The sequence below is a fragment of the Caballeronia sp. KNU42 genome (assembly GCF_053760385.1).
Genome location: NZ_CM132388.1, coordinates 1,310,764 through 1,325,343 on the forward strand (window position 1 = coordinate 1,310,764; position 14,580 = coordinate 1,325,343).

The 14,580-nt window shown below is 61.1% G+C and carries 10 protein-coding genes; 6 read left to right on the forward strand and 4 right to left on the reverse strand.

All coding sequences use genetic code 11. The features are described from left to right. Positions 1 to 36: 36 nt before the first annotated feature. The gene (gene mdeB, locus ACSOSP_RS05740; RefSeq protein WP_455310028.1) at positions 37 to 2,757 is read right to left on the reverse strand and encodes an alpha-ketoglutarate dehydrogenase; all 2,721 of its coding nucleotides are present in this window, start codon (positions 2,755 to 2,757) and stop codon (positions 37 to 39) included. A gap of 151 nt (positions 2,758 to 2,908) precedes the next feature. Here mdeB and ACSOSP_RS05745 point away from each other — a divergent pair, with 151 nt between their 5' ends. Then, positions 2,909 to 3,439: an Lrp/AsnC family transcriptional regulator gene (locus ACSOSP_RS05745; RefSeq protein WP_455310029.1), complete on the forward strand. Its 531-nt coding sequence runs from the start codon at positions 2,909 to 2,911 to the stop codon at positions 3,437 to 3,439. A gap of 52 nt (positions 3,440 to 3,491) precedes the next feature. Here the strand turns inward: ACSOSP_RS05745 and ACSOSP_RS05750 are convergent, their stop codons facing one another. The 3 genes from ACSOSP_RS05750 to ACSOSP_RS05760 all read right to left on the reverse strand — a co-directional run bounded on the left by ACSOSP_RS05750 (position 3,492) and on the right by ACSOSP_RS05760 (position 6,849). Then, positions 3,492 to 4,517 carry a helix-turn-helix domain-containing protein gene (locus ACSOSP_RS05750; RefSeq protein WP_455310030.1) on the reverse strand — a complete coding sequence of 342 codons (1,026 nt, stop codon included), beginning with the start codon at positions 4,515 to 4,517 and terminating at the stop codon, positions 3,492 to 3,494. 166 nt (positions 4,518 to 4,683) lie between these two features. Next, the gene (locus ACSOSP_RS05755) at positions 4,684 to 5,454 is read right to left on the reverse strand and encodes an aldolase (RefSeq protein WP_455310031.1); all 771 of its coding nucleotides are present in this window, start codon (positions 5,452 to 5,454) and stop codon (positions 4,684 to 4,686) included. Positions 5,455 to 5,496: 42 nt separating this feature from the next. After that, complete coding sequence (locus ACSOSP_RS05760; RefSeq protein WP_455310032.1) at positions 5,497 to 6,849, reverse strand: MFS transporter; 1,353 nt, start codon at positions 6,847 to 6,849, stop codon at positions 5,497 to 5,499. Positions 6,850 to 7,254: 405 nt separating this feature from the next. Between ACSOSP_RS05760 and ACSOSP_RS05765 the strand changes: the two genes are divergently transcribed. The 5 genes from ACSOSP_RS05765 (at position 7,255) to ACSOSP_RS05785 (ending at position 14,562) form a co-directional block, all read left to right on the forward strand. Then, a complete protein-coding gene (locus ACSOSP_RS05765; protein ID WP_455310033.1) occupies positions 7,255 to 8,475 on the forward strand; it encodes an MFS transporter in 1,221 nt (406 codons plus the stop codon). A gap of 253 nt (positions 8,476 to 8,728) precedes the next feature. Then, the gene (locus ACSOSP_RS05770) at positions 8,729 to 9,547 is read left to right on the forward strand and encodes a TetR/AcrR family transcriptional regulator (RefSeq protein ID WP_455310034.1); all 819 of its coding nucleotides are present in this window, start codon (positions 8,729 to 8,731) and stop codon (positions 9,545 to 9,547) included. A gap of 111 nt (positions 9,548 to 9,658) precedes the next feature. Beyond that, positions 9,659 to 12,163 (forward strand): acyl-CoA dehydrogenase, encoded by a 2,505-nt coding sequence (locus ACSOSP_RS05775; RefSeq protein ID WP_455310035.1) that lies wholly within the window; start codon positions 9,659 to 9,661, stop codon positions 12,161 to 12,163. 48 nt (positions 12,164 to 12,211) lie between these two features. Further along, entirely contained in the window at positions 12,212 to 13,642 is a 1,431-nt protein-coding gene (locus ACSOSP_RS05780) for a 3-oxoacyl-ACP reductase (RefSeq protein WP_455310036.1), read from the forward strand. A 2-nt stretch (positions 13,643 to 13,644) separates the two neighbouring features. Beyond that, the gene (locus ACSOSP_RS05785; protein WP_455310037.1) at positions 13,645 to 14,562 is read left to right on the forward strand and encodes a MaoC family dehydratase; all 918 of its coding nucleotides are present in this window, start codon (positions 13,645 to 13,647) and stop codon (positions 14,560 to 14,562) included. Positions 14,563 to 14,580: the final 18 nt, after the last annotated feature.

Genomic DNA, 14,580 nt, shown 5'->3' on the forward strand with positions numbered 1-14,580 from the left:
GAAAACGGCGGCTAACAAGCCGCCGTTTTAACGCCATTATCTCTGCCAGGGCGCGCCCGACTCCGACGCCACCTTGCCATACTGTTGCGACGCTTTGCGTACGATTGCCATATCGATCTCACCGTCATCGGCCAGCGCTTTCAGCGCAGCGATCACAATGGATGCGCGATCCACTTCAAAGAACTCGCGCAATGCCTGACGGGTGTCGCTGCGACCGAAGCCATCCGTGCCAAGCGTCACATAGCGACGCGGCACATACGCGCGGATCAGTTCGGGCACCGCACGAACATAGTCCGTTGCCGCGATCACCGGGCCGCGCGATGCAGCAAGCATTGTGCTTACATACGGCGCGGGCACCGTCTCGCCGAGCCGTGCAAGCCGTTCAGACGCCATGCCGTCGCGCTGCAACTCAGTGAAGCTCGTCACGCTCCATACCGCCGCTTCAATGCCCCACTCGTCGCGCAACATCCGCTGAGCCGCGATGACCTCGCCGAGAATCGCGCCGGCGCCGAGCAACTGCACCTGCGCCGCCGTATCCGGTTCCGTGGCAAGCGGATACATGCCTTTGAGAATGCCCTCGCGCAATGTCTCGAGATCGCCGCCGGGCACCGATGGCTGCGCGTAATTCTCGTTCATCACCGTGACGTAATAGAACACGTCACGCTGGCGCTCGACCATCTCGCGCATGCCTTCATCGACGATAGCCGCGACCTCATACGCAAACGCGGGATCGTACGCACGGCAGTTCGGTATCGTCGATGCCACCAGATGGCTGCTGCCATCCTGATGCTGCAGCCCTTCGCCGCCAAGCGTCGTCTTGCCCGCGGTCGCGCCGATCAGGAAGCCGCGGGCGCGCTGGTCCGCCGCCGCCCAGATGATGTCGCCAATGCGCTGGAAGCCGAACATCGAGTAATAGATGTAGAACGGCAGCATGGGCAAGTCGTGCACGCTGTACGACGTCGCAGCGGCGATCCATGACGACATCGCGCCCGCTTCCGAAATGCCCTCTTCGAGAATCTGCCCCTTGGTGTCCTCGCGGTAATACAGCATGGAGCCAAGATCCTCCGGTTCGTACAACTGCCCGAGCGGAGAATAGATGCCGACTTGCCGGAACATGTTCGCCATGCCGAACGTACGCGCCTCGTCGGCCACCACCGGCACCACGCGCGGACCGAGCGTTGCGTCTTTCATGAGCGTGCCGAACATGCGCACGATCGCCATGGTGGTGGACATCTCCTTGCCTGCAGCATCAATTGCAAACTGGCCCCAGCTTGTCATCGGAGGGACGATCAGCCCCTTCGACGCCGCTCTCCGCCTTCTGGGCAGATAGCCTCCAAGGCCTGCGCGTCGTGCGTGCAGGTACTGCATCTCCGGACTGTCTTCCGCAGGTTTGTAGAACTTGACCGCTTCGACATCCGCGTCCGACAACGGCAGGCGAAAGCGATCGCGAAACGCCTTGAGGTCGTCGAAGCCAAGTTTCTTTTGCTGGTGCGTGGTCATCCTGCCCTGGCCCGACGTGCCCATGCCGAAGCCCTTCATCGTCTTGGCAAGGATCACCGTCGGCTGACCCCGATGACCCAGCGCCTTCGCATAAGCCGCGTGGAGTTTGCGCACATCGTGACCACCGCGGCGCAAGCTGTTTATATCTTCATCGCTGAGATGCGAAGCCAGAGCGGCGAGCTCGGGATTCTGGCCGAAGAAACGCTCGCGGTTATAACCGCCATCGTTCGCCGAGAAGGTCTGGAACTGGCCGTCGACCGTGTGCGCGAATGCGCGCAGCAACGCATTCGTCTGGTCGCGTGCAAAGAGCGCGTCCCAATCCGAACCCCACAAGACCTTGATCACGTTCCAGCCCGCGCCGATGAACTGCGCTTCGAGTTCATCGATAATGCGGCCGTTGCTGCGCACCGGACCGTCGAGCCGCTGCAGGTTGCAGTTGATCACGAACACCAGGTTGTCGAGCTGTTCGCGCGCAGCCAGGGACAACGCGCCGATCGACTCCGGCTCGTCCATTTCGCCGTCGCCGAAGAAGCCCCACACCTTGCGGTCCTGCGTTTTTGCGAGGCCGCGGTTTTGCAGGTAGCGCATGAAGCGCGCCTGGTAGATCGAGTTGATCGGACCGATGCCCATCGAGCCCGTGGGGAACTGCCAGAAGTCTGGCATGAGCCACGGATGCGGATACGAACACAGCCCCGGTCCCGCGATCTCCTGACGATAGTGCTGCAAGTGCTCTTCGCTGAGAAAGCCTTCGAGGAACGCGCGGGCATACACACCCGGCGATGAATGCGGCTGGAAATACACGAGATCGCCGCCCGTACCTTCGCCTGCGTCCGGCGCTGCCGCGCGGAAGAAATGGTTGAAACCCACTTCGAAGAGATCGGCCGCGGACGCATAGCTCGCAATATGGCCGCCCAGTTCGCCGTAAGCCTTGTTGGCACGCACGACCATGGCAAGCGCATTCCAGCGCAACGCGGCAGCGAGCTTTTCCTCTATCTCCAGGTTGCCCGGATAACGCGGCTGCTCGGCCACGGGAATGGTGTTGATATAAGGCGTAACCCGCGCCCGCGATGACTCAATACCCAACGACAGCGCGTGCTCCGCGAGGCGGTCATAGAGGTATTGCGCGCGGTCCCGGCCGACGTGTTCCGTGACTGCGTTGAGCGCCTCCAGCCATTCGGCAGTTTCCTCGGGATCGCTGTCTTCGCGACCTCGCGATATCGACAGAATCTGGTCGCTTCCGCTGGATAAATCAGTCATGGCACGGCTCCGCGTTCAATGGGGGAATAGCGCTGCTTATGAATACAGCTTAACTATTTCGCCGCAGAATGTGCCTCTCATTTGCTTTTAATCGGGCTCCGGGATAGTGTATTTATTCCGTGTACGCCCACTTCTCCAGAATATTCGAGCTATGACCACATTGCCTAAGCGCCTGGACCGTATCGACATCGGCATCCTGAACCAGTTGCAGCAGAATGCGCGCATCACCAATTCGGAACTGGCGCGGGCGGTAAACCTGTCGCAGACGCCTTGTTTTAACCGCGTGCGAGCGCTCGAAAAGCTGGGACTGTTCAAACAGCAGGTCACGCTGCTGAACCCGGAACCGCTGGGCTTGCGGATCAATGTGTTCATTCATGTCAGCCTGACGAAACAGGATGAAGACGCGCTGCGGCGTTTCGAAGAAGCGATCGGCGAGCGGCCCGAGGTCATGGAGTGTTACCTGATGACCGGCGACGCCGATTATCTCCTGCGCGTGATGATGCCGGACATCCAGTCGCTGCAGCGCTTCATCATTGAACGGCTGACGAAGATCCCCGGCATCTCGAACATACGTTCAAGCTTCGCGCTCAAGCAAGTCCGGTATAAGACGGCGTTGCCGCTGCCCCTGGCGGGGTTGACCTTGCACGAGCCTGACGAGAATGCGGATACGGAGTGGAGTTAGCAAACCCGTTGATTAATCGCGTCGGCGTGAAAAACGTATCGAATGGCGCGCACTAGCTCATCGAACGCGCTAAGGCCCCACCATCGCCATGCCGGAAGTCCCGCGGCGACATTCCGAAAGCCGCGCGAAAACGCCGGCTGAAATGGGCGGCATCGTTAAAGCCATTTCGGTAAGCTATCCTTTCTATCGATAGCGACGCCCAGGTCGGGCTAGCCAGATCGTCACGGCTGCGCGCGAGGCGTTCCTGCAATACATAGCTTCCGTATTGCAGGTCCATGCCTTCAAAGATCATGTGGATGTAACGCTTCGAGACGCCAAGCGCGCTCGCACACGACGCGACATCCAGCTCCGGATCACGCAGGTTCGCGGCAATGTATGCCGTGAGTTGCGACCAGCGCAGTGGATTGAAACAAGCTGCCGTGTCCTCACCGAACCCTGCATGAGTACGATCCCCTGCCTCGAGATACGAAGCCGCTATCAGCGCCACCAGCGACTCTTCGGAAGCCGCCACCGTCGCGGGACTCATGTGTTCGAAGGCAGGCAGGACCGACTCGATGAACCGATGAATCGTGCCGACAATACCCGAGGCGGCATCCGCGCGGTACGGTGTAAATGACGTATGACGCGAAGCCGAATGACCGAGGAAACGCGTGATCGGCAAACGCAGCATGACAAGGCTGGCGGGTTCGTCGATTCGTGCAACCGATGGCACCCGCGCACGGCGAAACGTGATGTCGCCTTTGCTGAAAGGCAGCACGCGACCCTGTTGCGTCACCGTGCCCTTGCCGTCCAGCGCGACCAGTACGATGACGTCGTCACCCGTCAGCTCACGAAGGTGACTACTCTCGTGGCGAACCTCCTGACGTCCGAGCCGCACGGTCGCGAGCACACCGCCGCCCGTCAGACGGCACGCACGCAGCGCGCCCGCCGATGCGTGTACCGATGCGTCCGCCGTTGGTTGAATGTCGCCGGGTGTCACGATGTCATCCAGCGAGCGCTTCAATTCGTCCGCTCCCCGCGCGGGCATTTCTCGCAGTGCAGGAGCATACGGCAGGTCGAATCGGGCGATAGTGCGCATGGCAGCCCCTCGTGGGACGTCACTGGAAAGACTGAAGGCCGCCTGATCGTCAAGCTTGATCCTCTGCGCGGCAATGCAGTCGCGGCCATTATGTCGCGAACAAAATGAACACGCAAAACGCGCTAATACCGATGCCGTGTGAGTCGGGCTAGTCAGCGCACCGGGCTCAGAACAACACCTCCGGCTCGCGCTTGATCACGCGCCGGCCGAATAACGCAAAGCTCGCCTTGACAATACTCGGCAGCAGCAGGAAATCATGCGACTCGCGCGCCCGCTCAGCGTCGATGCGCTGAATCTCCCCCACCGACTGCGCGAGAATCTGGCTTCGCGCCGCCCGCTCGATCAGCATTGACAGGTACGCGGACTCCTCGAGCGACCGGGTCGCCGCGAGGAAGCCGTGGTTCGCCAGCAGGATCGTGCGCCTGGACCCCAGCGCCGCTGAAATGATTTCTCCTTCGCTATCGCCGATCGGCAAGCCCGGCCATTCCCGCAAGAACGCGCAGTCGTCGAAGAATGGCGTGGCGTCCATGTGCGCGACCGCAAGCGGCGTGCCGGTCATCGACAGCGCATTGATATACGGCGGATGCGTATGCACGATGCAATTCACGTCGGGCCGCTGCCGGTAAATCCAGAGATGAAAACGGATCGCCGGATTCGCCATGCCTTTTCCCTCGATCACCTGCATCGCATCGTTGATACGAATCACGTTGCTGCGCGTGATTTCGTCGAAGCCGATGGCCATGGCCGTCGTCAGGAACGACCCGTCTGTCTGCCGCACGGTGATCTGACCCGCCAGCGTTTCGGAGTGTCCCTCATGGGCGAGCATCCGGCACGCGAGCGCGATTTTCTGCCGGCTGTCCCATGCGCCCTGCTCCAGCTTTTCGTCCATCTGAGCCGTGATTTTCTGGCTCAGGTCGTGGTGATTGTCTTCACTCATCACACTCTCCATTGAAAAATTAATATCGGCAATCACGCGCACTCACGACTGCCTTGAATGCGAAACCGCTGCCACATCGCCGGCTGTTTCCGTACTCGCCGGCGTACCGGCGGGCAACGCGTGCCGCGCCACTGCACCGCGCGGAGCCAACGCAACAAAACACGCGGCGATCAACGCACTGATCGTGATGTACAGCGCAACCCCCGAGGGATCTCCCGCGCGATGTGCAAGCAGCGACGAACAGATAACCGGGTTGATGCCGCCGCCGACCACCGCACCGATAGCGCCAATGGAAACACCCGAGAACCTCACCCGGACGTCGAACATGTCGGCAAAGAAACCTCCCTGGGGTCCATACATCAGCGGATGCACAAAGCCTAGCGCAACCACGATAGCAAGCGTGATGAGCTTCGGATCACGCGTGTTCAAGAGGCTGAAGTACGGCCATACATACACCGCGCACACGATCAAGCCGAACAGGTAGAGGGGTTTGCGCCCGATACGATCCGAGAGCGCCGCGAACAACGGCACGGTGAATACCGCCAAGGCGGCGCCGGCCATGATCGCGCCCAGGACCACCGACCTTGGCAACTTGAGCTGCACCGTCACGTAAGCGACCGAGAACAACAGCACAAATACTGACCAGGTGATCTCGCCAAGCCTTGCCATGAAGACGATCGCGACCTCACGGCGCTTGTCGCGCAGCAGGTCACGCAACGGAAACCGCGCGACAGACTCGGTCGCCTGCAACTGCCTGAACTCGCGTGTCTCGGGCAATCGGGCGCGTCCCGCGAGACCAATGACAACCAGCACGGCGCTGAAGAGAAACGGTACACGCCATCCCCACGACAGGAAATCATGCTCAGGCAACAACGATGTCAACAGAAGCGCTCCGGTAGAGAGCAGCGCGCCGCCATAGCTTCCTGAATTGCTCCAGCTTCCATAGAGACCGCGGCGATTCGCGGGCGCGCTTTCGACCCCGAGCACGATTGCCCCGCTCTGTTCACCGCCGATGGCGAACCCCTGCAGTACCCGCAGCGTGGTGAGGAGAATCGGCGCCCAGAGTCCGATGGCCGCATACGTCGGCAGACAACCGACCAGCGTGGAGGCTACGCCCATGACAAGAAGGGTCGTCAGCAACAACGTCTTGCGTCCGATCCTGTCGCCAAAGTGCCCGCAGATCAGCGCCCCGGCGCCGCGTGCGAAGTACCCCGCCGCGTAGGTGCCCAGCGCCGCGATGGTGCCCGCCAGCGGATCGAGATTCGGGAAAAAAATCTTGTTGAATACGAGCGCGGAAGCCGTGCCGTAGAGCAGGAAATCGTACTGTTCGATTGCGGTGCCGAGGAAAGCCGAGATAAAGACATAGGGCCATCGGGCACGAGAAGGAGCGGACATGGGGGGCTCGGCTGGTCTTGTTTGAATGAGGCCAGTATCAATTTTGTCCAGTGCGCACACTTGTCCGGAGGTGAACCAATGTCTTGCCCTCGAGTGAAGTCCGCCAACCCCGCTTCCTCAATTTCATTTAATACAAAAATAATTCAATCAACTTACATTTTCTTTAATTCATCGATTTATTCGAAAGCTATCCGATCGATGCATTGCACAGAAAACATCAAACCATACCGGGGTTAATACCAGTTTGGCGGATCACGGCGAGCATCCAATTAAACAGCGGCGTACACTCCACCCTGCCGACAGCGGCCGAGCGCCTTATCCGGCGCGGCGCAGAGAAAGCTTCAGGCAGAAGGCGCGGTCACGTCGTCATGATTAATCAATTACGCGAATGGGGAGATTACGGCAATGAGCTGGACGCGAGAACAAAGAAACGTGACGATTGCGGCCTATTTAGGCTGGACACTCGATGCCTTCGATTTCTTTCTAATGGTTTTCGTATTGAAAGATATCGCCGCGGAATTCAATACGAAGATCCCGGAGGTCGCATTAGGTATTACCCTGACGCTGGCGATGCGCCCTATTGGAGCGCTGATCTTCGGCCGTCTCGCCGACAAGTTCGGCCGGAGGCCGACGCTGATGGTCAATATCGCCATCTATTCGCTGCTGGAAATGCTGTCGGGTTTCTCACCGAATCTCTTCACGCTGCTCGTATTGCGCTCGCTGTTCGGCATTGCAATGGGCGGTGAATGGGGCGTGGGCTCGGCCCTGACCATGGAAACCGTGCCGACCAAGGCGCGCGGTTTTGTTTCAGGCCTTTTGCAAGCGGGTTATCCGAGCGGGTACCTGCTGGCTTCCATCGTGTTCGGTCTCTTGTATCAATATGTTGGCTGGCGCGGGATGTTCTTTATCGGCGTGGCGCCTGCGCTGCTGGTTTTATATGTGCGTGCACACGTGCCTGAATCGCCGGCGTGGAAGGCCATGGAGAAGCGGCCACGGCCCGGCTTACTGAAGACGCTCAAGCAGAATTGGCAGTTGTCCATCTATGCCATTGTCCTGATGACCGCGTTTAACTTTTTCTCGCACGGCACCCAGGATCTTTATCCGACCTTCCTGCGCGAACAGCATCACTTCGATCCCCACACGGTTGCGCTCATTACCATTGTCCTGAATATCGGGGCGATTTGCGGTGGGCTGTTCTTCGGGTCCATGTCGGAGAAAATCGGGCGGCGCTGGGCCATTTTTATTGCCGCCTTGATCGCGTTGCCGGTATTGCCGCTTTGGGCATTTTCGACTGGCCCGGTTGCGCTGGCCGCCGGTGCGTTCCTGATGCAGATATCCGTTCAGGGCGCCTGGGGCGTTATCCCGGTTCACTTGAATGAGATTTCACCCGATGAGATCCGCGCCACGTTTCCCGGACTTATTTATCAGTTGGGGAATTTGCTGGCATCGGTCAATGCGACCATGCAAGCGTCCATCGCCATCAAGAACGGCAATAACTACGGACTCGCCATGGCGCTCGTCGGCGGCACGGTCGCCGTGGTGATCGCGGGGCTTATTTTCTTTAGCCGCGAACGCCGTGGCATCGACATGACCGAGTCCGCGAAGCATGTCGGCGTGACGAGTTAGCCTTACGCATTTTTAGTCAATGGGGGCGCACTCGCGTCCCCATTTTTTATTCCCGATTCTCATTTGTCCGCCTTATCATCCCGCACGATCGTTCTCTTTTTAGAGAACACACTCCATAAAATGGCTTGTCGATATCGCCAAAGCTTTTTATCTTGATTAGAACGCCCGTTTTAATTAAAGGCTTTACTCGACCATCGACCATTCCCAGAATGTGGACCGCTGCAAAGGTTCCGCAGCGGTCCCGGAGACGCCAGTGCCCACCCGTTCCACCTCCATCGCATCCGGCCGCACATCATCCCGCGCGTCCGGCGATACCAAGACCCGCCTCCTCGACGCCGCCGAAGCGCTCTTCATCGACGCCGGTTACGAAGGCATGTCGATGCGGCTCATCACCGCTCGCGCCGATGCCAATCTGGCCGCCGTGAACTATCACTTCGGCGGCAAGGACGCGCTGATCCACGCGATGCTCACCCGTCGCCTCGACGGTCTCAACCAGAACCGCCTCGCCTTACTTGAGCGCTTCGAGTCAACGCTCGGTTCGCAACTCACGTGCGAGCACATCCTCGGCGCGATGTTCATTCCGGCGCTCGAGCAATCCCGCTGCCTCGAGAAAAGCGGCCCTGCGTTGCTGCGCCTCCTCGGCCGCGCTTACACCGATCCATCACCGTTCATTCGCAACTTCCTGCGCGGAATTTATGCGGATGTCGCCGAGCGTTTCTTCTGCGCGTTTCAAACTGTGCTGCCGCATTTGCCTCGCGAAGAACTGGGCTGGCGGCTGCACTTTTGCATCGGCTCGTTGAGCGGCATCCTCGCCGGGGCCGATACCAATAGCCTCATCGCCGATTTCACGCAGGGCCGGCGTCTGGAGGACTCGCAATTGATCGGCCGTCTAGCACTCGTCATGGTGGCCGCGCTCAAAGCGCCCCTGTCTCGCCCAAGCGGCGCTTGCCCATTCGCCTCCATGTTCGCCGGGCGCGAACCGGCTTCGAACAGCGCAGCGAGCTTGGCGGCGGATCCTGAGAGCGCAGATCAGTTGGCGCACGACAGCGCGTCCCAACATGCCATTGCCTGAATTGAGAACGCACGCGCCGGGTATGTAATGTGCTGAACATTAAGCTGCCGATGCACACCGCCTCCATGCCGTTCCAGCGCACACTATCGAACAACATCAGGAGAGGTCGTCATGACAGCCAGCTTCGTGGTCGCACTGTTTATCGTGAGCGGCGCCTTGCTGTATATGCAAGCGCCCGCCGTTGCGTGGCTCGCGTGGACGGTGATATGGGTGGCCATAGGATGGTTCGCGGGGATGACCGGACCGGTCGTCACGGCGCTGCTTGCGATCGTCTTCGTGCTGCCCGCGCTCGTGCTTGCCATCAAGCCACTGCGCCGTGCGCTGCTGACCAAGCCCGTCTTCGACCTGTTCCGCAAGATCCTGCCGGAGATGTCTCCGACCGAACGCGATGCGATCGAAGCCGGCACGGTCTGGTGGGACGCCGAGTTGTTCTCAGGCCGTCCGAAATGGGACACGCTGCTCGCACTCGGCGCACCGGTGCTCACGGCCGAAGAGCGCGCGTTTATCGACACGGAATGCACGCAGCTTTGCGACCTCGCGAACGACTGGGAAACAACGGCGGTGTGGCAAGACCTGTCGCCGCAAACGTGGGAGTTCATCAAGTCGAAGGGCTTCCTCGGTATGATCATTCCGAAGCAGTACGGCGGCAAGCAATTCTCCGCCTATGCGCATTCGCAAGTCATCATGAAACTCGCCACGCGCTGCTCTGCCGCGGCGGTGTCGGTGATGGTGCCCAACTCGCTCGGCCCCGCCGAATTGCTGATGCACTACGGCACCGAAGCGCAGAAGAATTACTATCTGCCGCGCCTCGCTCGTGGCGATGAAATCCCCTGCTTCGCGCTGACCAGTCCCTACGCCGGATCGGATGCGGCGGCCATTCCCGACGTAGGCATCGTGTGCAAGGGCTTGCATGAGGGCCGCGACACGCTCGGCTTTCGCGTGACGTGGGACAAGCGCTACATCACGCTCGGGCCGATCGCGACCGTGCTCGGCCTTGCGTTTCGCGCGCTCGATCCCGACCATCTGCTAGGCGCCGATGACGAAGCGGGCATCACTTGCGCGTTGATCCCGACCACGCATCCCGGCGTGAATATCGGCCGCCGTCACTGGCCGCTGAACGCGGTGTTCCAGAACGGTCCGAACTGGGGCAAGGATGTGTTTATCCCGCTCGACTGGGTGATCGGCGGACGCGCACAGGTCGGCAACGGCTGGCGCATGCTGATGGAATGTCTCGCAGCGGGACGCGCCATTTCGTTGCCATCGTCGAACGTGGGCATGGCGAAGCTGGCCGTGCGCGGCACCGGTGCGTATTCGGCCGTGCGGCGGCAGTTCCGCACCGCCATCGGCAAGTTCGAAGGCGTGCAGGAAGCGCTCGGGCGCATGGGCGGCAACCTGTATGTGATGGATGCGGCACGGCGTTTGTCGGCGCAAGCCGTTGATCTTGGCGAGAAGCCGTCGGTGATTTCCGCGATCGCGAAATATCACATCACCGAACGCGCGCGCAAAGTGATCAACGACGGCATGGACATTGTCGCGGGCAAGGGCATCTGCATGGGGCCGTCGAATTTTCTAGCGCGCGCTTACCAGCAGGTGCCCATCTCGATCACGGTGGAAGGCGCGAACATCCTCACGCGCAGCCTGATCATCTTTGGTCAGGGCGCCATCCGCTGTCATCCGTATGTGCTGAAAGAAATGATGGCTACCCGCGATGCCGACCGCGCCAAAGGCCTGCGTGATTTCGACAGCGCTTTCTTCGGTCACGCGAATTTCACTGCATCGAATATGGTGCGCAGCTTCGTGTTCGCGCTGGGCGGCAGCGCGCTGATCCCCAAGCCCACCCGTGCCGACACGCGTCTTGTGCCCTGCTATCGCGCGGCCACGCGCTTCGCCACGGCATTCGCGCTGCTCGCCGATGTTTCCATGTTCGCGCTCGGAGGGGAACTTAAGCGACGCGAACGCCTGTCGGCAAGACTCGGCGATATCCTCTCGCAGCTCTACCTGATCTCGGCCACGCTCAAGCGTTTTGAAGACGATGGCCGCCCCGAAGCCGATCTGCCGCTCGTACGCTGGGGTGTCGAAGATGCGCTGCATCAAGCGCAAACGGCCTTCGAAGGCGTACTCTCCAATTATCCGAAACCGTTCGCGGCAGGCTTCGTACGCGCGTTGGCGTTTCCGTTCGGAATGCCGCATCGCGTGCCGGGGGATCGCTTGGGGACGGCCATCGCCGAGTTGATGACAACGCCCGGTGACGCCCGCGAACGATTGATTGCGGACTCGTACGCACCAACCGTGCATATCGATCCGCTCGGTTACGGCGAGTTGATGTTCGCGCTGAGTCCGCGTTACGCCGAGATCGAGAGCAAGTTGCGCGACGCGGTCAAGACCAGGCAAATCCCGCCGATGCCGCAAAGCCTGCCCGAACTCGACGCCTGGGCCGCGGCCTGCGAAACGCGCGGTTTGATCGATACGGCCGAACGTCAGATACTCTCCGACTACGCGCGTTACGGCGTGGAAGTCGTCAAGGTCGATGACTTCGGCGCGGATTTCGGTATGCTCGATGCATTGAAGAAACGCCAGGAAGCCTTGGCGAACGAGCCCGAGGAAATCCATGCGTGACGCTTCACATAAGCGCTAAACCGTTCGCTAAACCGTTTTCAGGCAGGCATGAAAGATCGCTATCTCGACTTCGTCAATTCCCCTTTCGGCGCGAGGGTCGCGCGTTCCATCGGCTTGCCTCAGCCGGAAGTATTGCGCCGGCATGCGCAAGGGCGCGCGGAATTCGGCGGTATAGCAGCGATCGGAGCGGGGCCGTCGCCCACACTGTTCGAGCCGCTGATCACGCTGCTGACTACCCTCGGCATGACGAGCGTGGCCCACGAAAGTGCGCTCGGCTGGTTGTCCGTCGCAGCGCAACACGGGGCCATGAGCGGACGCTTCGAACCGCGTGCGCCGGGCGCGCCGCCGAACGACCGGGTACAGGCGCTGATCTTCGATGCCACGGGTATCTCCGACAGCACGCAACTGCATGCGCTTTACGCCTTCTTCCACGATGCCATCCGGTCAGTGGCGAAGAGCGGCCGTATCGTCGTGCTTGGGTTGCCGCCTCAATCGTGTGCGTCACCGCGTGCGTGGACCGCGCAACGGGCGCTGGAAGGCATGACGCGTTCGCTTGGCAAGGAAGCGCGTGGTGGCATTTCCGCGAATCTGGTTCAGGTGGAACCGGGTGCGGATTTTGAAGGGACGCTGCGTTTTCTGCTCTCGCCGCGCTCGGCGTATGTATCGGGACAAGTAGTACGTATTGACGCCACCCCGGTCACGCCGCCCGTCGACTGGAACCAGCCGCTCGCGGGCAAACGTGCGCTCGTCACGGGCGCGGCACGCGGCATTGGCGCAGCCATCGCGCAGGTGCTGGCGGATCGCGGCGCACACGTGATCGGGCTGGATGTGCAGCAAGCACAGGACGCGCTCGACCAGACCATGCTCGCGCTGGAAGATGCGTGGCCGTCGCAAGGAGCGCACACGGCGCTCGTCGCGGATATCGCCGCGCCCGACGCGCCCGCTACGATCGCGGCCGCGCTCTTGGCCCTGGGTGGTGTCGATATCGTCGTGCACAACGCCGGCATCACGCGCGACAAGACCATCGCGAAGATGACGGAGGCCGCGTGGGACAGCGTGATCGATGTCAACCTCTCGGCGCAGGAGCGCATAGACGACTTGCTGCTCGACCAGAATGTGCTGCATGCAGGAGGCAGGATCATAGGGGTGTCGTCGATCAGCGGCATCGCCGGTAATCTTGGCCAGACCAACTACGCGACCTCGAAGGCCGGCGTGATCGGCCGCGTGCAAAGCATGGCGGAGCCGCTGCGTACACGCGGCATCACGATCAACGCGGTGGCGCCCGGGTTCATCGAAACGCAGATGACCGCCCGCATTCCGCTGGGACTTCGCGAAGCCGGACGGCGCATGAATTCGATGAGCCAGGGCGGCACGCCCGTGGACGTTGCAGAGACAATCGCGTGGCTTGCCAGTCCCGGTAGCGCCGGCATCACCGGCAACGTGGTGCGCGTGTGCGGACAAAGCCTGATCGGAGCATAACCATGGGCATGCTGCTTCCGTCGGGTTCGCCGTCAGGTTCCTCGCGCATGCGCACGGTGATCCTTGAGGCCCTGCCGCCGCCCGTGAAACTCTATGGCCGAGCGCTGCAGGGCATTTTCAAGCGCCCGGAGGGGGTCACCGAACTACCGCCGCTGCGCCTCGTGCGTCCAAGCGTGGTGCTCGATCCCGAACAGATCGGCCGCTATGCGCGCGTATGCGGTTTCATTCCCGAGCAAGGCGTGCCTGTCACCTTCCCCCACGTGATGGCGTTCCCGCTGCACCTGATGCTGCTCACCGATCCGGCGTTCCCATGGCCCGCGATGGGGCTCGTGCACGTATCGAACAGCGTGCAGTTGCGGCGCACGCTGCACGCGGGACAAGCATTGCGCATTGAAGTCGAAAGCGGCGCGCTGGTGGCCCACGACAAGGGCCAGGCGTTCACGCTGCATACGCGCATCTATCGCGGTGGCGAGGCGGTGTGGGATGCGGACAGCGTGTATCTGAAGCGGAGTGTCGCGGGTCAAGGTCAGGCTTCAGTGCTTCAGGCCGACACCACCCCGCCCGCGCTGGTCCGTGAAGCACGCTGGCAGCTTCCTGCACAACTCGGCCGCGACTATGCAAAGGCGTCCGGCGATTTCAACCCTATTCATCTGCACGCTCTTTCGGCGAAAGCGTTCGGCTTTCCGCGCGCCATCGCGCATGGCATGTGGACGCTCGGTCGCACGCTCGCCGCGCTGCAACCGTCGAAGCAACTCGGCGCCGCCAGTGTGCAGGGTGAGTTCAAGTCACCCATTCTTTTACCCGCCGAAACCACGTTGTGGACCGCGGCTTCATCGGCGACGGGACGCGACTTCGAAGTACGCGATCTGGCGGGTGAACGACTGCATCTGCGCGGCCGCTTCGAGTGGGAATTGCCATGATCCGGGTTCAGGTCATGG